This is a genomic window from Okeania sp. SIO2C9 (genome assembly GCF_010672455.1).
Lineage (GTDB): Bacteria > Cyanobacteriota > Cyanobacteriia > Cyanobacteriales > Microcoleaceae > Okeania.
Genome location: NZ_JAAHGO010000107.1, coordinates 1 through 23,367, shown reverse-complemented (window position 1 = coordinate 23,367; position 23,367 = coordinate 1). Strand labels below are relative to the sequence as shown.

The 23,367-nt window shown below is 34.8% G+C and carries 17 protein-coding genes and 5 pseudogenes; 15 read left to right on the top strand and 7 right to left on the bottom strand.

All coding sequences use genetic code 11. The features are described 5' to 3' along the window. Positions 1 to 537 precede the first annotated feature (537 nt). The 9 genes from dnaN to F6K23_RS36655 all read left to right on the top strand — a co-directional run bounded on the left by dnaN (position 538) and on the right by F6K23_RS36655 (position 11,685). Positions 538 to 1,701 carry a DNA polymerase III subunit beta gene (gene dnaN / locus F6K23_RS36695; RefSeq protein WP_293165553.1) on the top strand — a complete coding sequence of 388 codons (1,164 nt, stop codon included), beginning with the start codon at positions 538 to 540 and terminating at the stop codon, positions 1,699 to 1,701. 7 nt (positions 1,702 to 1,708) lie between these two features. Continuing rightward, positions 1,709 to 1,924, top strand: coding sequence for a hypothetical protein (locus tag F6K23_RS36690; RefSeq protein ID WP_293165551.1), 216 nt, complete (start codon positions 1,709 to 1,711; stop codon positions 1,922 to 1,924). Positions 1,925 to 1,931: 7 nt separating this feature from the next. Continuing rightward, positions 1,932 to 2,231 (top strand): hypothetical protein, encoded by a 300-nt coding sequence (locus tag F6K23_RS36685; RefSeq protein ID WP_293165549.1) that lies wholly within the window; start codon positions 1,932 to 1,934, stop codon positions 2,229 to 2,231. 527 nt (positions 2,232 to 2,758) lie between these two features. Then, complete coding sequence (locus F6K23_RS36680; RefSeq protein WP_293165547.1) at positions 2,759 to 5,773, top strand: hypothetical protein; 3,015 nt, start codon at positions 2,759 to 2,761, stop codon at positions 5,771 to 5,773. Between the two features lie 12 nt (positions 5,774 to 5,785). Further along, positions 5,786 to 6,007, top strand: a complete 222-nt coding sequence (locus F6K23_RS36675; RefSeq protein ID WP_293165545.1) for a hypothetical protein — start codon at positions 5,786 to 5,788, stop codon at positions 6,005 to 6,007. A 440-nt stretch (positions 6,008 to 6,447) separates the two neighbouring features. Further along, entirely contained in the window at positions 6,448 to 6,669 is a 222-nt protein-coding gene (locus F6K23_RS36670) for a hypothetical protein (RefSeq protein WP_293165543.1), read from the top strand. A 440-nt stretch (positions 6,670 to 7,109) separates the two neighbouring features. After that, a complete protein-coding gene (locus F6K23_RS36665; RefSeq protein ID WP_293165541.1) occupies positions 7,110 to 7,295 on the top strand; it encodes a hypothetical protein in 186 nt (61 codons plus the stop codon). 102 nt (positions 7,296 to 7,397) lie between these two features. Next, positions 7,398 to 7,568 carry a hypothetical protein gene (locus tag F6K23_RS36660; RefSeq protein ID WP_293165539.1) on the top strand — a complete coding sequence of 57 codons (171 nt, stop codon included), beginning with the start codon at positions 7,398 to 7,400 and terminating at the stop codon, positions 7,566 to 7,568. 388 nt (positions 7,569 to 7,956) lie between these two features. Beyond that, positions 7,957 to 11,685, top strand: coding sequence for a helicase-related protein (locus tag F6K23_RS36655; RefSeq protein ID WP_293165537.1), 3,729 nt, complete (start codon positions 7,957 to 7,959; stop codon positions 11,683 to 11,685). A gap of 755 nt (positions 11,686 to 12,440) precedes the next feature. Here F6K23_RS36655 and F6K23_RS36650 read toward each other — a convergent pair. Then, the gene (locus F6K23_RS36650) at positions 12,441 to 13,064 is read right to left on the bottom strand and encodes a hypothetical protein (protein ID WP_293165535.1); all 624 of its coding nucleotides are present in this window, start codon (positions 13,062 to 13,064) and stop codon (positions 12,441 to 12,443) included. Between the two features lie 238 nt (positions 13,065 to 13,302). Between F6K23_RS36650 and F6K23_RS36645 the strand changes: the two genes are divergently transcribed. After that, positions 13,303 to 13,833 carry a hypothetical protein gene (locus tag F6K23_RS36645; protein WP_293165533.1) on the top strand — a complete coding sequence of 177 codons (531 nt, stop codon included), beginning with the start codon at positions 13,303 to 13,305 and terminating at the stop codon, positions 13,831 to 13,833. Between the two features lie 208 nt (positions 13,834 to 14,041). Here F6K23_RS36645 and F6K23_RS36640 read toward each other — a convergent pair. The 4 genes and pseudogenes from F6K23_RS36640 to F6K23_RS36625 form a co-directional block, all read right to left on the bottom strand. After that, positions 14,042 to 14,206: pseudogene (locus F6K23_RS36640) on the bottom strand (arsenic-transporting ATPase); the annotation flags it as partial. 82 nt (positions 14,207 to 14,288) lie between these two features. After that, a pseudogene (locus F6K23_RS36635) lies at positions 14,289 to 14,453 on the bottom strand (arsenic-transporting ATPase); the annotation flags it as partial. 157 nt (positions 14,454 to 14,610) lie between these two features. Next, a pseudogene (locus F6K23_RS36630) lies at positions 14,611 to 14,778 on the bottom strand (arsenic-transporting ATPase); the annotation flags it as partial. 158 nt (positions 14,779 to 14,936) lie between these two features. Next, positions 14,937 to 16,124 carry a TRC40/GET3/ArsA family transport-energizing ATPase gene (locus F6K23_RS36625; RefSeq protein WP_202224569.1) on the bottom strand — a complete coding sequence of 396 codons (1,188 nt, stop codon included), beginning with the start codon at positions 16,122 to 16,124 and terminating at the stop codon, positions 14,937 to 14,939. Positions 16,125 to 16,341: 217 nt separating this feature from the next. Between F6K23_RS36625 and F6K23_RS36620 the strand changes: the two are divergent. From F6K23_RS36620 to F6K23_RS36610, 3 genes and pseudogenes are all read left to right on the top strand, one after another. Next, a pseudogene (locus F6K23_RS36620) lies at positions 16,342 to 16,410 on the top strand (hypothetical protein); the annotation flags it as partial. A gap of 442 nt (positions 16,411 to 16,852) precedes the next feature. Further along, the gene (locus tag F6K23_RS36615) at positions 16,853 to 17,164 is read left to right on the top strand and encodes a transposase (protein WP_293165531.1); all 312 of its coding nucleotides are present in this window, start codon (positions 16,853 to 16,855) and stop codon (positions 17,162 to 17,164) included. Between the two features lie 27 nt (positions 17,165 to 17,191). After that, the gene (locus tag F6K23_RS36610; RefSeq protein WP_293165529.1) at positions 17,192 to 17,713 is read left to right on the top strand and encodes a transposase; all 522 of its coding nucleotides are present in this window, start codon (positions 17,192 to 17,194) and stop codon (positions 17,711 to 17,713) included. Between the two features lie 103 nt (positions 17,714 to 17,816). Here the strand turns inward: F6K23_RS36610 and F6K23_RS36605 are convergent, their stop codons facing one another. Then, positions 17,817 to 18,197 (bottom strand): DUF2358 domain-containing protein, encoded by a 381-nt coding sequence (locus F6K23_RS36605; RefSeq protein ID WP_293165555.1) that lies wholly within the window; start codon positions 18,195 to 18,197, stop codon positions 17,817 to 17,819. 1,731 nt (positions 18,198 to 19,928) lie between these two features. On the opposite strand from F6K23_RS36605, the gene F6K23_RS42505 reads away from it, so the two are divergent. Further along, positions 19,929 to 20,441: a hypothetical protein gene (locus tag F6K23_RS42505; RefSeq protein WP_367267926.1), complete on the top strand. Its 513-nt coding sequence runs from the start codon at positions 19,929 to 19,931 to the stop codon at positions 20,439 to 20,441. A 1,511-nt stretch (positions 20,442 to 21,952) separates the two neighbouring features. On the opposite strand, the pseudogene F6K23_RS42500 reads toward F6K23_RS42505, so the two are convergent. Continuing rightward, positions 21,953 to 22,537 (bottom strand): annotated as a pseudogene (locus F6K23_RS42500) (DUF4912 domain-containing protein); the annotation flags it as partial. Positions 22,538 to 23,039: 502 nt separating this feature from the next. On the opposite strand from F6K23_RS42500, the gene F6K23_RS36590 reads away from it, so the two are divergent. Then, entirely contained in the window at positions 23,040 to 23,222 is a 183-nt protein-coding gene (locus F6K23_RS36590) for a hypothetical protein (protein ID WP_375340823.1), read from the top strand. Positions 23,223 to 23,367 lie beyond the last annotated feature (145 nt).

The window sequence follows — 23,367 nt, the reverse complement described above, 5'->3', positions numbered from 1 at the left end:
GCGAGGTTTCGGTAGCAAAGGTTCTAGTAGTTCCCACTCGCGTTCGCGCAGCGTCCCGGAGGGAATCGCTTAGGTCACTGGCATAAGATTTTCGGGACATTGATTTGACACTCATCATTGATTTTTTTATTTTCCTACCTTCAATACCTCTTCATGGTCATCTTTAGCTTTTTTTTACAAACAGTCTCTTAGGAGTTTATGTAGATCAGGAACAGAGTAGAAGTAAATATTGACAAATAAGACAAAAAATGTTTCTGAGTTCATTAATCGTATAATAGAGGATATAATAGGCAGTAACTAAAAGTAAATTTTTCCACAGGTTTTCCACAGGGTACTTATTGATGAAATCATTGATCTAGTAAAGATTTTTTTGAGTTTTCCACATTTTCCACAGATATTAGCTTGAGATTTTATTACTGATATTTTTCCTCTCATGTGAGAGCTCTAGATTATTAAAGTTAAGAATGTTAGGATTTCAGTTCCAGGTGAGTTTTGTTCAAAAAACCTCCGGTTCCTTATATAAATAACTAAACTCAAATGAAATTAACTTGTACTCAGAGTGACTTAAGTAGTAACCTTTCTCTAGTTAGTCGTGCAGTTCCTTCTCGACCTACTCACCCAGTATTGGCAAATGTTTTATTAATAGCAGATGTAGAAAATCAGTGCTTAGAATTAATAGGGTTTGACTTAAGTTTAGGTATTCGTTCCAATTTTCCGGCAGTTGTAGAAACAGGTGGGAGTTTTACTTTACCTGCGAAATTATTTAATGATATTGTCTCCAGATTACCAGATGGTAATATTACCATTGATGATGATGAAGGGGAAGCGATCGCCACTCTTACTTCTACATCTGGACGTTATGAAGTCCGAGGTATGGTAGGGGAGGAATATCCAGAATTACCAAAAGTGGAAGAGGGGGAAGTTATACATCTACCACCGGAAGCTTTAATCAATGGTTTAAAGGGAACTTTGTTTGCCACAAGTCCTGATGAAACAAAACAAGTTTTAACAGGAGTACATTTAAAGGTACAAAAAGATGGTTTAGAATTTGCAGCAACTGATGGTCATAGATTAGCAATTGTCAATACTGAAAGTGTGGCACCAGAGGATGAGTCAGAAGTAGAAGAGATTGAAGAAATTGAAGAGTTTGAAGTAACAATTCCCGCAAAAGCTTTACGAGAAGTTGAACGAATGATTGGAATGGGTCAATCATCTGAAGCTGTTGCCTTGAGATTTGATGAAGGTCAGGTAATTTTTGAGCTAGGAGAACAATGTTTAACTAGCCGAAAATTGGAGGGTCAATATCCAGCTTACGGACAATTATTGCCTGATAAATTTACTAATCAAATTAATGTAGATAGGAAACAATTTTTAGGAGCGGTGGAAAGAATTGCTGTTTTGGCTGACCAGAAAAATAATATTTTGAAGTGTTCTATTGATAGTGTTAATCAGGAGATTTCTTTATCTGTAGATGCTCAAGATGTGGGTAGTGGTAGAGAGTCTATGGCAGCACAAATTTCTACAGATGAGCCGGATGAAATTGCTTTTAATGTTAAGTATTTGATTGAAGGTTTGAAGGCTATTCCTTCAGCTTCGGAGATTTCTATTCAGTTAAATACTGCTACAAGTCCGGTGGTTTTAAATCCATTGGGTGGGGTGAAAATGACTTATTTAATTATGCCTGTTCAGTTAAGAAGTTAGAGTCTAAGTGTATTTTGAATCTCGGCACTTACTAATTATTTCTTGTACGCGACGCAAGTCATTGGATGTTGGACTAATACCAGCGATCGCTAGGTATGATGGCCCTAAATTTCGTGTATTGCGTCGTTTTCTTCAGCAACAACCATCTAATTGTCAAGACATTTATATATTTGTCTACCAAGTTTGGGCTAATTTTTTATCAGGAATTAATTCCCTATTATGACCAAAAGATGACAAAGAAGAGAGCAGAGAAATTACAACCAGAAGTAATTTTACAGATAGAGGAAATTATTAGTCATAACTCATATCAGAGGTTATTAATTTGTGCTAGTAAGAATTATTTTTATGTATTACAAGGCTACGATAAATTTATAAAATCTGACTTGAGTTTAGAAATTACTACAGGAGCGATCGGAAAAAAATTAGTCAGTTTATATACTTGGTTATATGGTCACTCAGGAGTCAGGAGTCAGGAGTCAGGAGTCAGGAGGGGAATTAATAAGGAGGTAGTCGGAAGAATTGTCCCTTGATGTTTCTTTCCTTGTCTGCCCAAAATACTAAATTTTTGAGCTTTTTAGACCGAAAAGCTGACACTTTTTTCGAGTTCAAAAGGCACTTGCTTTTATCCCACATTCGGAACTTCAATTTGTAACATTAAAAGTAGTGTATAAATCCGTAGCTTGGCAGGTATTTATACTATGCAAATCATCTCAATTACTTTTTCATCGATCAAATTCCGAGTCAAAAATTTACGCATAAATACTTGCAGTATTGTTTACTCTATCACGGCAGCTATGATTTTCTTCTAAAATTCTGTCTCCAGTATAGCTGTCTCCTGACTCCTTTTTCGGTTGCTACATTTGTGGTGCGGAATGTGGGTTTTATCTGTCAATGCTTTGAGAGTTAATCAGCAATTCCTAGTTAGTATGTAATATGAAATACGTTAATGTTTGCTACCAAAGATTGATAGGAAGATAGGGGAATGAGGTGATGGGGTGATTCGTAAGTAGCACAATTTTTTGTATTTCATATAACGATTAATTATAGGCAAATAAATATGGTGAATGAATTAAGAGAAGCTGACAATCTAATTCCTGTTGATTATAGTGATTTGTTACAACATATTTTCAATAAATTACTAGAAAAAAATATGTTTAAAATATCGAGCGATCGCCTACGTTTACTTATAAATATTGATGAGATAGCTGGTTCTGTTGCCAAGGCAAAAGTTGAAAATCCTATTAGTGATACTAGGTTTGTTCGTTCTGCAACAATCAATTTTGCTAATGAAGAAAAGTTTGCTAAGAAAATTAGAGAAATCAAAGATTGTTTAGAACAAAGTCTAAAATCTTCTATAGAAGAAGAAAATTTGGTTAATTTCATCGAAGGTTTAACTACTAATTTAGAATCTTTTCAGGGAAAAGCAACTCAGTTAGGTTTATCTTATCCTTTTAACGAGTCATATACAGGATTACAAACACAAGAATTAATTTTAGACTCCGATAAAAATGGCAGTGATTCTCTACTGAAGTTTGCTAAATTAACAATTACAGTAAAAAATACTCAGCAATTTTCATCTGAGTTACAAGAAGGAATAGAAAATCATATAGCTGACTTTTGTGAAACTGATGCTCAAGATGCTTATGAGATTCTAGAGAGTCAAGTTAATCAAGAATCATCAGATTTTAATTTATTGCAAAAACTGGCGGATACAGAAACTCTAGGAAAGTTGAAAAGAGAAGCAATTATTGTTTATTTAGAACATATTGCACAAAATATTGACAGCAAAGATCGAAATACCAAGGGTTTTATTTATCTAAAAGATTTAATTCGACGACTCAGATTAATAGAAGAATATTTAGACGAACAAACTGATGATTTTGAAGTTTACTATGCTGGAGTAACTGTTAACTATAAAGATATTTTTGCTCGTGGTGAAGCTTTTGATGATCTGCCAATTATTCCGACTATTGAAGGAAATTTAGGGGAAAGTAGAGATAAAGAAACAGGAGAAGTTCAGTTTACGTTGGGTTTAAAACTACAGTTAAATGGCAAGGTACAAAAAGATGAAGGTAAAACTTCTTTTGAGTATAATTTGAATATTATTAACCCAAGTAATTCAGAGCATCAAGCAAAACTTGCCGATCCGGATATTCAAAGTCGAGAAAGTTTTGCTAGGAAAGTATTGATTAGGGTGTTTTTATATTTTTTTGTATTTACTTGTGATGATTCTAATGCAGAAAATTATCATCTTGATGATGAACTTAATTATGACCCTAGACCTAAGTTTGAGCAGGTATTAATTAAATTGAAAGGCAATAATGATGATGAAAAAAGGGGGATTTTTAGAGGTATAGTCAGAGGTTTGAATGAACGTGGTGTTCTAGAAAAAGTTGAGACTCTACGGAGACTTCTAATCAAATTTATAGACAAAAAAGGAAGGTTGCCAGTATGTAATGAAAATCCTTTCATCAGTATTAGTAGGGAAATTCTAAATAAAGATTCAGATAGTATTTCTACAGGAGATTTTTTTCAGGAAGATTTGAGACAAAGCAAGAAAATTCTGAAATATATTTATATTGATAAGACTGGTGTGAATATTAATGCCCTATGTCAACTACCAGTGAATATCAAGATAGAAGATATTCGATATTTTCAAGGAGAGAGTGCGCCACAAAAATTCCAATTGAAATATGACATTGAAGGGGTTAATGTATTGCCTGTTTTTTGGATGCCTAAGACTAATCCTTGTTGGCGCTACTATCAAAGATATTTTGAGCCAAAATACAAACACATATTACTTGCTTATGATAATCAATGCTTAAACCAAGACAAAGAAAATCAAGAAAGTTTCAACTCTGAACAAAAATTTGTTTACCGTTTCACTTGGATATTATTGTCTTATCTTTGTTTGTATATTCTTCTGGAGGAATGCAAAGAATATACGCAAAAATTATTATTTATGCCAATGGTAAGGCTACATCAGGGAACATCAGAAAATCCATTTCATGCTGAAAAATTTCTGGCTAATCTTTCCAAGTTATTGTGTCATCTATTCAGCCAAAAATATCGATGTAATTCTCAAGGTTTCCGGGTCCATAAGCCACCTAGTTCTTTCAATATTAGAAATGGTTTAAATTCTCTATATTCTGTGTTGCCTAAAAAGTTTAGGTTAACGGATAATTCTAAATTTCCCAAACTGCAAAAGTTAGCCATTATTATTGTCTCAAGTAGAGAGAGCGATGGGAAAAGAGATAATAAAAATTCTCAGGATAGAATAGTAACTTTAATAGGAGAAGTTATAGGTGTTGAAAGATTGGCAGATGGAAGTATAAAAATTCAACCGCTAATAACTTTTGATAATAATTACTCTCTCAGAAATATGTATAGAGAACCACCAATTTTAACTGAGACTGTAAACGACCTTTATTCTGAGGGATACCAAGATTTTTTATACGTTGCTCAAGCAACTTACACGAGTACCCTACATATTACTCAGAAAGAAGAAGATGAGGAACTATATTTTATGTCGCCTACTATTATTAAGGCAATGAAGCAAGGCCAGAAAAATATTAAAATTTATCCGGTATTTTACGATAAATATTATGTGCATAGTTTAAAAAACATGAATGCTAGTTCCCTATATATTCAAGACACTAGACAGTTAACAAATATTTCTGAAGATAGTAGTCAAAAAGCAGTTGTATTTTTCAATTTATTTAATGGCATTTCAGTGGGAAAAAAGGAGGAACGAAATTATAATGGTGTGATTTCTTATTCAACTTTGTTGGGGTCTTTCTATAGTAATGTTATGGATGATGCCGATATTCGGGAAGCTTTAGTTTTAGACTCTCAACTTAAAAATGACATTTTGCAATATCTGACATTTTTCCACTTTTCGCGATTTGAGAGACAAAGCAAAGTTAGTCTAAAATTAGACCCCTATGAAAATATTATTGGTGATGAAGGGATTGGTGCTTTATCTATATTTCCACACATTACAGAAAAGATAAATTTTAATGGATTAGCATTTTTGACAGAGGTTACTAAAATCGTTGATGTACCTTTTTAAAAGGAGAAAAGAATGAATATCGCAGACAAGTTAGGATTTTTATTTGAAGTAGGACTTAATATTGGTATTTTGGCAGATATTCAACACCAGAAATATCCCAATAATTTTGGCGATCTGTATCTTCGGGATTTACAGCAATTAAAATTGCCGAAGCAGGTTAAGCGAATGGTTGAAAATCCTAGAATTATCAGTTCTGACAGTCGAAAAAATTTGGAAAGATGGAGTCGGTATTAGATTTTTAAAGGGTTTAGAGTATGGTGAAAAATTTTGCAAACAAAGTAAGTGAAAATTCAAGCTCTATGGAAATTATCAATGATGAACAGTTAGTGCTTTGTCAATATTTATCCATCTGACAAATAAGATAAATTTTAACTGGTTAGCATTTTTGACAAAAGTTAGTAAAATCTTTGATTCGATACTTTAGTCTATATTTGCCTATCTGACAGAAAAGATAAATTTTAATGGATTAGCATCTTTGACAGAGGTTACTAAAATCGTTGATAGATATAGATTTTTGAAGATAAACAATAATCAGTATTGCCAATAGATTAGAATTTTTATTCGATACTTTGTCTAGATTTCCTGATCTGACAGATAAGGATAAATTTTAATGGATTAGCATTTTGACAGAGGTTAGCAAAATCGTTGATATAGATTTTTGAAAGGAAAAAATAATGAGTATTGCGGAAAAATTAGGATTTTTATTTGAGGTGGGATTTAATATTGGTATTCTTGCAGATATTCAACATCAGAAGTACCCAAATAATTTTGGCGATCTGTATCTTCGGGATTTACAGCAATTAAAATTGCCGAAGCAGGTTAAGCGAATGGTTGAAAATCCTAGAATTATCAGTTCTGACAGTCGAAAAAATTTGGAAAGATGGAGTCGGTATTAGATTTTTAAAGGGTTTAGAGTATGGTGAAAAATTTTGCAAACAAAGTAAGTAAAAATTCAAGCTCTATGGAAATTATCAATGATGAACAGTTAGTGCTTTGTCAATATTTATCCATCTGACAAATAAGATAAATTTTAACTGGTTAGCATTTTTGACAAAAGTTAGTAAAACCTTTGATTCGATACTTTAGTCTATATTTGCCTATCTCAAAGAAAAGATAAATTTTAATGGGTTAGCATTTTTGACAGAGGTTAGTAAAATCGTTGATAGATATAGATTTTTGAAGAGAAACAATAATCAGTATTGACAATAGATTAGAATTTTTATTCGATACTTTGTCTAGATTTCCTGATCTGACAGATAAGGATAAATTTTAATGGATTAGCATTTTGACAGAGGTTAGCAAAATCGTTGATATAGATTTTTGAAAGGAAAAAATAATGAGTATTGCGGAAAAATTAGGATTTTTATTTGAGGTGGGATTTAATATTGGTATTCTTGCAGATATTCAACATCAGAAGTACCCAAATAATTTTGGCGATCTGTATCTTCGGGATTTACAGCAATTAAAATTGCCGAAGCAGGTTAAGCGAATGGTTCAAAATCCTAGCAATTATCAATTATGAAAGTCAGAAAAATCTGGAAAGATAGAGTCTGTATTAGATTTTTAAAGGGTTTCTCGTCTGATGAAAAATTCTGCAAACAAAGTAAGTGAAAATTCAAGCTCTATGAAAATTATCAATGATGAACAGTTAGTGGTTTGCCTATATTTATTTGAATGGTTGAAAATCCTAGAATTATCAGTTCTGAAAGTCGAAAAGATTTGGAAATATGGAGTCGATATTAGATTTTTAAAGGGTTTAGAGTATGGTGAAAAATTTTGCAAACAAAGTAAGTAAAAATTCAAGCTCTATGGAAATTATCAATGATGAACAGTTAGTGCTTTGTCAATATTTATCCATCTGACAAATAAGATAAATTTTAACTGGTTAGCATTTTTGACAAAAGTTAGTAAAACCTTTGATTCGATACTTTAGTCTATATTTGCCTATCTCAAAGAAAAGATAAATTTTAATGGGTTAGCATTTTTGACAGAGGTTAGTAAAATCGTTGATAGATATAGATTTTTGAAGAGAAACAATAATCAGTATTGACAATAGATTAGAATTTTTATTCGATACTTTGTCTAGATTTCCTGATCTGACAGATAAGGATAAATTTTAATGGATTAGCATTTTGACAGAGGTTAGTAAAATCGTTGATATAGATTTTTGAAAGGAAAAAATAATGAGTATTGCGGAAAAATTAGGATTTTTATTTGAGGTAGGATTTAATATTGGTATTCTGGCAGATATTCAATATCAGAAGTATCCAAATAATTTTGGAGATTTGTATGTTCAGGATTTGCAACAACTAAAATTGCCGAAGATGGTTAACCGAATGGTTCAAAATCCTAGAATTATCAGTTCTGAAAGTCAGAAAAATCTGGAAAGATGGAGTCAATATTTTATCTTGAAAGGATTTTTGGCAGGGTTAAATTTTTTCCGGGAGTATATTAAATCTACAGGATGGAATCAAAAGCAAAAAAAGCCAGAAATAGAAATTTTGTATTATCAATGCTGCTTTCATGGCAATAATAGTTTCGGTACTAATAATAAAGATAAATTCTCAGCAACTCAGGAATTATTATCTCAATTATTACCTGCTGATTTCTTAAATAGTCACTTAAATAGATATATTCATCAATATTTGGAAAAGAAAGGAGAATTTCTACAAGCAGATACATTGATGTTGTTACGTTATCGAAAAGATTTGAGAATTACCTGTGTAGATTTATCTATATTTTCAGTACAGTCAGCAGAAGATTTAGTTCCACTCGATCATATAGAAGAATTTAGGCGAATGTTGATGAGGGAAATTAAACATATTCGTTCTAAAAGTGTTTTTTCTAAGCTCCGGATAGATACAGGTAATACTCAAGATTCTGGTTTTGAATTTTCCTCAGATTTGAAAAGATTTTTTACTGCTTTTAAACGAAAGGATAAGGAAACCACTAAATTAATTCAAGCAGGTGCTTATGCTGAAAGTTTCTACAATTTTCTGCGACAGGAAACACAGATAATTCAAAATGCAAAATCTATTCTATTTAATATAGTAGGATATAGCGATCGCAACATTAGCACCTTCTGTTTACGGCCAGAAAATCTCAATATTTTAACTACTTGTGCGGAAATATATAAGAAAGAATACAAAGACAAAGAGATTAAAACTGCTCGTCGCGAAGTTTTAGATTTAATTCAAAGAAAAGCTGTTCATAGTTTCATTAATGGTAGAGATTTTATCCAAGAATTATCTACAAAACCACTTAATCTCCGGGAGAATAGTATTACTGAGATTCTTCACCAAGAAAAGCTGAATAATTTTGTTAATTCTATAGATATTATCCCCAATGAGTTAGCAGCAAAATTGGGTGTTAAGTCAGAGTCAACATTAAGAGATGCTCATGCTGAATTAATTCAAAAAGCTCTGATGAGCAATAATACTTTGGTATTTTTGACAGGTAATCCAGGAATAGGCAAAACAACAGCTATTACTAATTTTATCAAGTCTCATTTAGAGGAGGGTTTTCTATTATTTTATGTTAGTCCTCGTACTCAGGTTAATCTCGATTTAATTCATAAGTTTAAATCTGAAAATTATCAAAATCAGGAGTTGTTCGACGACAGATTATTTTGTATCAACGCCAATTCAATTCTGATTCAAGAAAATGGTAATAATTCCACAGTTAGATATTATTCCAATCAACATCAAGATGATTTTACTTCTAAAAATGTCAGATTTATTAATCACAACTCACATATTAAACCGAGACAGCGACATCAAGAAAATTTTGATAGAAGGAATATAGATACAATTGAATATAAAACGAAACAAACTGCTGGAGTTCTCAATAGTATCAGTCAGGGAATATACGCTCTTATTGATGGCAAAATATCCAATAATATTATTGCTACAGTTTCGACTCAATCTTTGAAAATTACTCCCAATGGTGCAGACACTCTCCGACATCTTGAGAAAATTTTCAAAAGTGCTTATAGCACAAAAAAAGGTGTGAATTCTAGAAAAATGCAGGAAATTTCTCAGAGGATAAAGCATTTATTTATAATGATTGATGAAATTACTGGAGATGATGGAGGGGTAAATTTTTTAAAGGGAATAAATCAGTTTGTAGCAAAGTATCAATTAACTAATCCAGAATATGGTTTCAATACTAAAATCATTGTGGCTGATGCTTCCATTGTGGAACAAGAAGTTATTAAACAGCACTTATCCCAGACTTCTCCAGAACCAGACAAAATTTATTTTAGATTAGCAAAAAGTCAAGCAGAACCACTGTCAATAGAACATTTTAAATTCAAAAATAAATCAGCCCTAACTATTAATGCCAATTCCTATCCAGCAAGTAGTTTAAACATCACCTATAAAGTCTTCATTCAGTCTATTAAATTTAATCAAAATGACTGGAAAATCAAACGAGATAATGAATTATCTAAAGCAGTCGATGCCAAAATTTCAGCAGACATCAAATCCTTCCTAGAAAACTCTACCAATAGTCAATTATTAGTTTATATTCAAGACAAAAGACGATTAAAAGAATTGATAGAAAAAATCAAGAAGTCGCGGAAAAATTTTCAGGAATATACAGACTATCTAGAAATACACGCCAGCTTGTCTGATGAAAACAGAGAAAAAATAGATAAGTATAAGCAAGATGTAAAAATCGTATTTATGACATCTTCAGCAAGTCGAGGCTTATCCTTTCCTAAAGCCAAAAATATCTTAGTTGAAATACCTCATTTCCAGATAGAAAAAAATCTGATGGAAGTAATTCAGGTCATCTATAGAGCGCGGGGTCAATATCAAGAAAATGGGAAAAAAATAACTTTAGATAATCAAGAAAAACAAATAATATTTTATTTGAGCGATTCTGTAACTTATTATCCTAAAGATAACGATACTTCCCCAGAAGATTACGATGAAGAAAGAAAACTTTTCCTGGAAGAAAGCCTGATTAATTTATTAGATATTCTATTAATTCTCAAACTCTCAATAATGACTAGAATAGTAGGTGCTGGTAATCTGGCAAAGAAAAATTTTCTGATAATTCCTATTGGTGGAAAATCTATTTCAACAGCAGGAAATAGCTTCTCAGAAAAAATAACTAACCTAATTCGAGAATTAAAAAACGAACATAACCGACACCCAGAAAAACAAAGTCTTCAATTTGTTTATTCCAGTCTGACACAAATTCTCAGAGAAGCAGAATTTACTTTGCCTAATTCCGATTCTCAAAATACTACTTATATTTCTCTAATAGATTCTTTCAAGACTCAACTTCTAACATTATTTAACCGACTCGATAAATTATTAGACTTTGGCAATATTGAAACAGGTCATTTGACTGGTAATTTATTAGTAGTGCCTATTTATCACCAAAAATTAGAAGAAACTTATCAAATAGGATTAGAAGAACAAATTAGAAAATTCGCTAATGATGAATTATTCAAAAAAATGTGGGCAATTAGCAAAAGTCAAGATTATCCACCTAATCTTAAATCTGCAATGGAAACTGCTTTGGAGTTTATCAAGTTGCTGAAAGGAGACAAAGGTAATATTGATACAACCCAATGGTTTGAACAAAATAGTCAAAACTTAGACCAGTATTATGCTGTACCCTTGTTTGTATTTATGAGTCAAGAATTAATTAGTAAATATTTTAAACAGGAGCCAATAATTGAAGAAGAAAAAGAATTTAGAACCCTTTTATCTCGATATGTTCAGTCCCTTTATCTCGCATATAATACCCTACCCATTGGTCGGAAATATCGGGAGTTTCCATTTATCGTTTTTCGCAGTTATAGCTTAGGAGAAATGCGAGAAAAAATTTATAGCGACCGCTATCTTTTAACTTCCAATGAGTTGAATATTCTCAACTTAATTATTTGCCGAAAATAGGAAGTCTGAACTTTAAAATATCGGCAAAATCTGCGGAATACTCTGAAAATTATCCTTATCCTTCCTACAATAGTTTAGACATTAGTCATAAATATCAACAGTTTTCATTTCTCGTTTTTCGTAGTTATAGTTTAGGAAAAATGCGAGAAAAATTTATAGCGACCGCTATCTTTTAACTTCCAATTAATTGAATATTCTTAACTTAATTATTTGCCGAAAACAGGAAGTATGAAATTAAAAATATTGGCAAAATCTGGGAATATTCTGCCACTATAAATTCAGAAAATTCTTCTTATCTCTCCCATAATACTTTACCAATTTCTTGGATATATCGGGAGCTTCAATTTCTTGTTTTTCCTAGTTATGATTGAGGAAAAATGCGAGAAAAAATTTATAGCGATCGCTATCTTTAAGTTCTAATGAGCTAAATATTCTCAACTTAATTCTTTGCCGAGATGAAAGAGTATGATAAATTTAGATACAATAAAAAATTTCCCGTCTCTGTCAGGAAAATATTCTCAACTTATTCGAGCTTCCCGTTCTCTAATAACTTTGTAAAAAATTTTCCGATCATTACTTCTTAAGGCTGTATTTAATAGTTTTAAATTTTTAACAGCTCGATATATCTTGCTATTCTTTTTACTAGGATAAGAAAATTAGAGCTTAAATATTCAGCACAAACTAGAGGAGTCTTTCAAGAACCCCAGTAATTCAAAGCTATTCTAGATATTTTCTAGATGCCTAAAGAAAATAGGCTAAGATTTTTTCTTTGATTTTCTCAAACATTTCTTCTGAGAAGACTTTTTACTTTTTTCTTTCTTCTTTTGCCTCTGCTGAGTTACTTCCGGGGGCGGACCGTAATCTCCATCTGAAAAGTAGATTCGCTCTACAATATGTTGTGGTTCAACCTCAATCCACAGACGAGCTCCGCCTGCTTGACTGTTGTTAGGTTGATGGGGCTGATAAACGATTTGGCAAGGTCCGTTAATTTTTAGAGCATGGCAATAATCTTTCTTACCTCCTACTTTTACAGCAATTGCGGGATGAGAAGTTTTATTATCTCGGTTATAGTCAATAGTCTTTCGGAGAACATGAACAAATGTATTCCCTGTACGTTCAGCCTTGTTCCAGGTTCCTTGAGGACCGCGACGACCAGATGTAATTTCTGGAACTCCTCGGCTGTTAAGAGGAATCATCCAAAATCTTTCAAACTTGTAAGCTCCTACAACTCTATTTTGTTGGAGTAATATACGCAGTCTACCTGTCGATATATTGAGTAAAAATGCTGCTTCTGTTGTACGAACTTCTGTAGTCATAACTAGATCGTTATAGTATTTATTTCTAATATCTATTATGTTGAATATTTTTGATCCTATCAAATTACTTTACATGAAAATGGCTTATGGTTGAAATTTATCAAAGGCTTATTTTTATATATTTTTGACTTTTGATTTTATTTTTGTTCGTAAAACTAGATAAATTTCATAGGGAAAACCACACTTAAAAATAGCTGGTTGTAACATTTACACTAATAATTGTCACACAATATTAAGTTTTAAAGTCATGTCTTGAGTACAATTTCCTAGACCTGTTTACAAAATTTTCAGACCAGATAGATTGGGTAATCAGCCAGTTGTTTGTAAAGACCAAGAGAAGTTCTTAACCAAACTAGAAGGTTTTATTGAAGTAGGGCATAGATTCGGTTTTTCAGTACCAAAAACAGAGCCTGAAGTTTTGGAAAAGGTAAAAAAGATTTTTTCCAAGCATAAAGTTCAGATCAATATACTTCAAGATTCTGAGCCTGAAGTTGTTGAGTATATTTCAGAAATTTTTCTACAATCTTCAACGGGAGCTGCTCTCGGTGGTATCGCTGCTTTGAATTTGTATCCGCAGTTGTATCCAATATTAAAAGGAGGCGAAAAATTACTAGAGGAATCGTTAAAACAATACATTGGTGGAAATAAAGAGATAGATATTGTCGTCCCTGGACTTGGAACAGTAATTTCTGTTGGAGCAGGAATAGGAGCATTTATCGGCGCCTTTAAAGGATATAAAACTGTTGAATGGAACCTAAAAACCTACATTAACCATAAACCAGGGGAAGAAGAAGAGCAAATTGTTTTTGATATGTATCCTCAAACAATTTGATTGAAGGGAATTATCAAGTTGGCTATAAATAATTTAGGCGTTAGGAAAGACTTACTAAAAAGTATTGATTTTCTAATTAAATGTCGCTCAAAACCAAATAAATGATGCTTACTTTGAATTTTCTCTTGTAGGAGTAGATTGAAAAATAATCTTGATAGCTTCAGCACAAAGAAAAATTCAAACCTCCTCCCACAACAAAATAACTACCCTAAACTTTTACCGCTTCAGCAAACCTAATCTTCAAATAATCATCCTCCATTTTTTCCCCCCAGATTAACGGTGCAAAACCTTGAGGCAAAACCAAATTCCGACGATGATTACCAATTCTAATATTCAACTCATCCCCAGTTTTATTCAATTGAATTTTCTCTTGTAGGAGTAGGTTGAAAAATAATCTCTACGCCTTCAGCAAAAGAAAAAAATCAAAACCTAGCTCCCACAAAAAAATAACCACCCTAAACTTTTACCGCTTCAGCAAACCTAATCTTCAAATAATCATCCTCCATTTTTTCCTCCCTGGTTAACGCTGCCAAAGCTTGAGGCAAAACCAAATTCCGACGATGATTACCAATTCTAATATTCAACTCATCCCCAGTTTTATTCAATTGAATTTTCTCTTTTAGAAGTATTGATTGTCTAATTAATTAAATGTCGCTCAAAACCAAATAAATGATGCTTACTTTGAATTTTATCTTGTAGGAGTAGGTTGAAAAATAATCTCTACGTCTTCAGCAAAAGAAAAAATTTAAAACCTCCTCCCACAACAAAATAACTAACCTAAACTTTTACCGCTTCAGCAAACCTAATCTTCAAATAATCATCCTCCATTTTTGCCCCCGCAGGTTGCAATGCTGCCAAAGCTTGAGGCAAAACCAAATTCCGACGATGATTACCAATTCTAATATTCAACTCATCCCCAGTTTTATTCAATTGAATTTTCTCTTTTAGAAGTATTGATTGTCTAATTAATTAAATGTCGCTCAAAACCAAATAAATGATGCTTACTTTGAATTTTCTCTTGTAGGAGTAGGTTGAAAAATAATCTTTACGCCTTCAGCAAAAGAAAAAAATCTAAACCTCCTCCCACAAAAAAATAACTATGCCTAAACTTTTACCGCTTCAGCAAACCTAATTTTCAAATAATCATCCTCCATCTTTGCCCCCGCAGGTTGCAACGCTGCCAAAGCTTGAGGCAAAACCAAATTCCGACGATGATTACCAATTCTAATATTCAACTCATCCCCAGTTTTATTCAATTGAATTTTCTCTTTAGGAATTCCAGGCAAATATAACTCCAAATTATAATTCCCCTTCTCTTGCACTACCTTAACAGTATTTTCCTTATAGTAAACCTGACTAGGATCTTCATCTCCATACAAAGTTTCTTTCAATCTCTCCAAAGCAGCCAAACCACACATCTCCTCAGAATAAAGAGGTACTTCCTTCACAGGTAAAGGTCTAAAATTATCGTGAATTTCTTGCCGATATTGCTGTTGATTTTCCTTCCACTTTTTAAAGAAAGGGTCAGTGACAGAATCAGGAATAATCCGATTAGCTACTACTAAATCCGTAGAAACATTGTACAAACTTAAATAAGCATGAGCGCGTAAAGACTCCTTAATTACCATCTTTTCAGGATTAGTAACTAACCGCACAGAAGTCTTAGTATTATCAGTTAAAACTTTTTCCAAAGCCTCAATTTGCTCATAAAATTCATAAGGAGCATCCATAACTTCCTTATCTGGCAAAGAAAAACCAGTAATAGGTTTAAAAATAGGCTCAAAAAGAGGTCTTAATGCCACCGACATTCCCTGCAAAGGCTTATAAAACTTCCTCATATACCAACCCCCCACTTCCGGCAAACTCAAAAGTCGCAAAGCAGTACCAGTCGGAGCAGAATCAATAATTAAAACATCATATTCTCCCTCGTCATAGTGCCTCTTCATCCGCACTAGACCAAAAATTTCATCCATTCCCGGCAAAATTGCCAACTCTTCAGCTTGCACACCATCCAAACCCCGCGCCTGCAAAACCTGAGTAATATAACGTTTTACAGCTCCCCAGTTTCCCTCCAGTTCCATCAAAGCATCCAACTCAGCACCCCAAAGATTTTCCCTAACCTTCCGAGGTTCGTGGCTCATTTCCATATCAAAGCTATCTGCTAGGGAGTGAGCTGGGTCAGTGCTGAGAACCAAAGTTTTATGGCCTAACTCTGCACAACGTAGTCCTGTTGAGGCAGCCACTGATGTTTTGCCAACGCCACCTTTTCCCGTCATTAATATTACGCGCATCAATATTTAACCTTTTATGAAAAATTTTTACCGAAAAATTGAGTCTAAAGCCTCGCCCTAGAAGGGCGACTTTTAAATTGCTTTTTATTCAATAAATTATGTTATCATACTATTAGTTCATATAGGAATGATGAAAGCTAGATTTAAGTACCATATCTATCCAACACCATGACAAAAATACCGATTAGCAAAGCTATTTGGTTGTGCCCGTGTTGTTTGGAATGATGGTCTAGATTGCTGCCAACATAAATATAAATTAGGACAAAAGAAACCGACTAATTCGTAACTACAAAAACAGTTTATAACTCAAGCTAAAAAAACTGAAAATAGGGAATGGTTGTCAGAGGTTTATGCTATACCATTGCAGCAATCTTTAAATGATTTAAACCAGGCTTATTAAAACTTTTTTAAGTCAACAAAAGGTAAGAGAAAAGGTAAACCTGTTAAACCTCCTAAATTCAAAACTAGAAAGTCAAAACAAACTGCAAGGTTTACAAAAGCACTGCAAGGTTTACAAAAGCAGGGTTTAAAATTGGTCAACATAAAGTCTATTTAGCAAAAATTGGAAAGCTGAAAATTGTTTGGTCAAGAGAATTACCTGCTGCTCCATCATCAGTAACAGTGGTTAAAGATTGTAGGGGCGATTCGCGTTTGCGGAGCATTCCGGAACGGAAATCGCCCCTACTAGGTATTTCTTAAGTTTTGTAGTAGAAATTATACCAGAAACCTTGGCTCATACTGATAATTCAGTAGGTATAGATTTAGGGATTTCTACTTTTGCTACTTTGAGTAATGGTCAAAAAATTGATGCACCCAAACCGTTAAAAAAACGGATTAAGAAGTATAGAAAATTAAGTAAGTCATTTTCTAAGAAAACTAAAGGGTCAAATCGTTATGAAAAAGTGCGACTTAGAGTTGCTAAGTTTTCCTTCGGAATGCTGCGCAAACATGCGAAACTTAAGGATACAAGAACAGATTTTCTACATAAATTATCCACCGAAATAATTCGTGAAAACCAAACAATTGTTTTAGAGGTATGACAATGTTTCTGGAATGGTAAAAAAGCGGTGCGACCCCGCGACGACGCCAGCTCGCTTGCGGAACGCGCACCAAGAGACCGTAAATTATCTAGATCAATATCAGATTTAGGTTGGAGGCAATTTAGGACGCTGTTAGAAGGGAAAACAGAAAAATACGGTCGCGTTCTAAGAGTAATTAGTCGTTGGGAACCAACATCCCAAGTATGCTCATGTTGTGGTTTTAAAGGTGGAAAATTAGACCTTTCAGTCAGGGAGTGGGAATGCCTTAATTGTGGTACTAAGCACGATAGCTTACGCTTAACCGGAGGTTATCGTGACGAAAACGCAGCAATAAATATATTAGTCGCGGGTGGGCAATCCGAGACATTAAACGGATGTGGAGGCAAGCGTAACCCACCCCCATCCCCTCCCGGGAGGGGAGCAAGAGGGGTGGGTGCAGCAGCCAGTGTTAGCAGAGCTTTGCGCCAGCAAAACGTCAACCCGCCGAGGGGCTACAGCTCGGTAGGAATCCCCGCGCCTTTAAGCCGGGGAGGATGTCAAATATTTTAACTTTAGCGGTTTTTTGACTTTTCCAGCATCTAGGGATATTTACTATATCAAAATTGTGCTTTTTTGTCAAAATATATCAAAAAATAAGCTGAGAATTATTTAGCTACTTCACTTGAAAAACCTGTTTTAAAACATCTAGTCGAGAAATATCCCAATAGTCAATATGACTGTTAATAAGTCCATATGTATTTAGTTTCAATTCACTCCATCCTGGTATTGCCATTCGAGGTTTCCAAGGCACAGGAGCTGTCCAACTAAGTGTCCAACGGGTTTTAATTAAATCTCCTGAGTGACTAATATCGTGTAATTCCAGTTGAATATTGTTAAACCAACTTTTCATAAAGCCGATCATTTTTTGATAACGGTCAATTCCTCTAAATTTATTTAATGGGTCTTCAAAGTAAACATTTTCTGCATAGATACCGTAAGTTTGATCGGCAGGAAATTTTTGATAATCTTGTTTAAGTATTGAAATAATATCCATTTTTTTAGTTGATTTTTTTACTGTAAAATTAGACACTTTTTCTCAGTTTTTGATTTGTTTTTTACTAGAGTTATTGAATTAGTTATCACTTATCAGTAAGTGCTTCAGCATTTAGACTTTATTTCCCAATGAGCGACTAAGGGAAGACTGTCGCGGAGAACAGCGGTACAACCCTGCTTCGGCGAAGCACATTAGCTCTTCTATCCTCTGATAGAAGCAAGTTGTCACAGGAGGTTTTTCAATAAGTATACAAATAGATTTGATATAACATAATAAAACTTAGTACTTGACTCAATTCAACCTAAAACCTAACACTTAATACCAAATTCAAAAAAAGTCGCTACAGTATTAATCTCAAAACTCCTACCAACAGAATAAAGCACTGTAATAGTATTTTTTGAAAATGGTATAACATCTTCTTAATTATGGTTCTACTTCCAGCCATAAACGCTCTAATTGATAACGCCAAACTGCCAAAGTTTTTTCACGATATTCTGAATTCATATCTATTTTACCCATTAAACCTTCTGCATAAAAGCGTTCTAAAGTTTACATAGTTGCTTCTCAAGTTTGTCCTTTAAATTTTACTACTTAATTACTTCGATAATCCGATTTTTTATTACTTCATTAAAATAGGTATAGATACCTTGTTCTTTTAAATCAAGCAATCTTTGAACCCACATTCCGCACGAAAAAATGTAGTATGTAAAAGCCAGAAAAATCGCTATTCAGAGGAAAATTTGTGATTTCTTCAAGGGTTCGCTCCCAGGAATTTGCAGGAACAGGAACATCCCACCGAAGAAGCGTGAATTAACCCTAATTCAGGAACGCCAAAAGTTTTAGGGAGACCGGAGCAGAGAAACCAGAGTAAGGAATTAGGAGGAATTGGGGGAGATTCTCAAGAGAATCGAGAAGAGCATTTTTACCCTTGTCTCATTAATGATACTTGATATATAGCAGTCGCCAAGGCGCTTAGAACATAAAGGATAAACATAGCGTTGGCGGAGCAGGTGTGGCAGCTATATCGCCTCTATAAGATGGTCTAATAATTTTATATTTTTCTGTGTCCTAACCGCCCTGGCAGTTGCTATAACTGATTCAATGATCAACCCCCGGGGAACTTTACCGGGGTTATTTAGAGATTGTTTGTAAAGAATTATGAAGTGTTTTTCCCACTTGCAAATTGGGTATTGGAGAGTTTCAACAATTAATAATGAATAATTACCTCTCCATGAATTGAAGAGGATTGACAAATTCATGAAAATTTTCTTTATTATTCCCTTAAAAGGGGAGGCGCATACCCACAATTTTTCGGTAAACTCTGGGATAAATAAGTAACTTGTTACAGTTATAAGGGCGATCGCTTTACCTTACAAAACTTTACAAACACTTTCTTAGCAAGGTATAAATGAGCGATCGCTACTTATGCTTTAGCTATCAATAGTTAAACTGCTGATTTTTCATCTTATCCATTCCAAAACAGCTTCTTGCTTTGTATTAGTGCGACGTTCCGGGGTTTCACGAGCGAACTTCATGTGTATAGAGCGGTTTTGTTCGCCATCGACTGCCACTGCCATGATAGGATAATCAATTAAACCATCAGGGAAGGCCATCTGGAAACGGAAAGTACCATCAGAATTTAGTTTAATAGGTCGTCCACCAATAGTGACAGTAGCATCCGGTTCCGTTGCACCGTGAATAATCAGTTCCGCATCAGCAACTAACCAGAACTTGCGGGGACGAACTGGTGGCATAGAAGCAGCAACACCAGACATATTCATGCCCATGCCGGAAGTGGTTAAACCTACACCAGACATATTCATGCCCATGCCGGAAGTAGTTAAACCTACACCGGACATGGTTAAACCGATACCAGACATATTCATGCCCATACCGGAAGTAGTTAAACCTACACCGGACATGGTTAAACCTACACCAGACATATTCATGCCCATGCCGGAAGTAGTTAAACCTACACCGGACATGGTTAAACCTACACCAGACATATTCATGCCCATGCCGGAAGTAGTTAAACCTACACCAGACATATTCATGCCGACACCCGAAGCAGTTAAACCTACACCGGACATGGTTAAACCTACACCAGACATATTCATGCCCATGCCGGAAGTAGTTAAACCTACACCGGACATGGTTAAACCTACACCCGAAGCAGTTAAACCCATGCCGGACATGGTTAAACCTACACCCGAAGCAGTTAAACCCATGCCGGACATGGTTTGACCTAACCCTGACATATTCATGCCCATGCCGGAAGTGGTTAAACCTACCCCTGACATATTCATGCCCATGCCGGAAGTAGTTAAACCTACTCCTGACATGGTTTGACCTAACCCTGACATATTCATGCCGACACCGGACATGGTTTGACCTAACCCTGACATATTCATGCCCATGCCGGAAGTAGTTAAACCTACTCCTGACATGGTTTGACCTAACCCTGACATATTTATGCCGACACCGGACATGGTTTGACCTACACCAGACATATTCATGCCTACACCGGAAGTAGTTAAACCTACACCAGACATATTCATGCCCATGCCGGAAGTAGTTAAACCTACACCAGACATGGTTTGACCTACACCAGACATATTCATGCCTACACCAGACATATTCATGCCCATGCCGGAAGTAGTTAAACCTACACCAGACATATTCATGCCCATGCCGGAAGTAGTTAAACCTACACCAGACATATTCATGCCCATGCCGGAAGTAGTTAAACCTACCCCTGACATGGTTTGACCTACACCAGACATATTCATGCCCATGCCGGAAGTAGTTAAACCTACACCAGACATATTCATGCCCATGCCGGAAGTAGTTAAACCTACCCCTGACATGGTTAAACCTACACCAGACATATTCATTCCCATACCGGAAGCAGTTAAACCTACACCAGACATATTCATTCCCATACCGGAAGTAGTTAAACCTAACCCTGACATATTCATGCCTACACCGGACATGGTTTGACCTAACCCTGACATATTCATGCCTACACCAGACATAGTTTGACCTACTCCTGAAGCAGTTAAACCTACACCAGACATAGTTTGACCTACTCCTGAAGCAGTTAAACCTACACCAGACATAGTTTGACCTACTCCTGAAGCAGTTAAACCTACACCAGACATGGTTTGACCTACTCCTGAAGCAGTTAAACCTACACCAGACATGGTTTGACCTACTCCTGAAGCAGTTAAACCTACACCAGACATGGTTTGACCTACTCCTGAAGCAGTTAAACCTACACCAGACATAGTTTGACCTACTCCTGAAGCAGTTAAACCTACACCAGACATGGTTTGACCTACTCCTGAAGCAGTTAAACCTACACCAGACATAGTTTGACCTACTCCTGAAGCAGTTAAACCTACACCAGACATAGTTTGACCTACTCCTGAAGCAGTTAAACCTACACCAGACATGGTTTGAGTAGCTCCAGAGATATTGCTACCAGATGACCACATCCCTACACCTGATGCCATAGCATAGGAACTGACTCCTTCTTCAATCATTTGGCCTGAACCAGGAACCATTTGAATAGAACCAAACATTGAACCAGCAATCCTTTGATTCTCGATTTCAGCTATACCGAACATCTCTTCATAAATATCATCGGGATTATCATGAAAAGTAATTTTGCGACTGGCAGGAACCAGTTCCATAAAGGTTTTGCCGTGTAAATCTTCATCCCAACTCACTGTGATGAATTGGTCATCAATCCAATCTGAGGGATAAACTGGTGGAATATGCACTCGCTCAGAACTAGCTAAAACTAACCACCGACCATCAGCACATCGATACCCTATTTCCACAACATAGTCGCGATCGCTTACTGGGATTGGTATGTACCATTCACGAGCTAATTCATCACAAGGATATTCCTGAATGCTATGAGGGCTTTGGTAGCTTAATTTTATGTCAGTCACATCATAGATACGCAGCGCTAACTGCTGTCCCCCCTGACGACGTAATTCTTCTTTCTGTCCATTAGGAATATCCCAATAGGCGTATGCCCACTCTGGATCTCGTGGCATTAAAACTATTCGGCTTTGAGTATAACCATTAGGTAAATCTGTTAAACCTTCATCAATGGATGAAAGAAAATCATCATTGTTGTTTTCTTGCCCTAATTCAAATTTTTTTGCCTCCACCTCTTCTTGTGTTTCTAATGCTGAAGGTGGAGGGGATGGGATATGGCTAATACCCTGAGCTTCCATAACTGATGCCAGTAGTTGTGCTTTACGCATTCTGCTGTAACGAGATATACCTAGCTCACTAGCAACTTTGCGTAGTTGTCGCAAAGTCATCTCTTCTAGAGGTGGACGTTCTTGAACCATTCTTTATTTTCTCCTATTTTTTTACAGTTTTTGCATTTCATTTCCCAAAATCTAATAGGAAATGGCATCTAATTTCTTGTTTTTTTGAAGGACTCTTTTTCCGGATCCAACAAATACTTGAAGGCTCTTAAGAGTTTCCAGATATATAGAAACGATAAGAACAGCATTTTTTTGGGATCGCCGGGATCGCCTTTAACTGTATATCTTGCAGAAAATTTCAGATTTGGTCAAGAGTGCTTACTCAAAGATTATGAGTATACATACGGGTTTATAGGCAATTCTAGATATATAATGTTAAGAAACCTTAACATTACTAATTTTATAATAAATCATAATATAATCAATTAATAAATATATATTATAATTATATTAAAAATTACTAATAAATATTCTTATTAACCCTCTTTTATCACTCTCCGAGAATTAAAATAAAGAAGTGAAAACTCAAAAGCTCTGTAAAGTAGGTATGATAATGGATGTAAAATTACAAATTCTCAAACACTTGCCCAGGGATGCACAACCAACAGTATCGTTCATCGATCAATATTGTAGCTACTACAAAGACTTATTACCGGAAGTTAGAAGCTATGAATATTTGAAATATTTACAAAAAAAACGTGCAGTTGAAAGCCAAGTGGCTTTAGCCCTTGGATGAAAACAAGTTGTGGGAATTGTTAAACTAAGTCAGTTTGTTACCAAACCGACTCGTCTTCAGAACCGGACGTGAGACTTTCACCTCATCACGGCTCCTCTCTTAGACGTCCCTTGTCATGGGTACATCCTGCATAAGAGTTAGCATA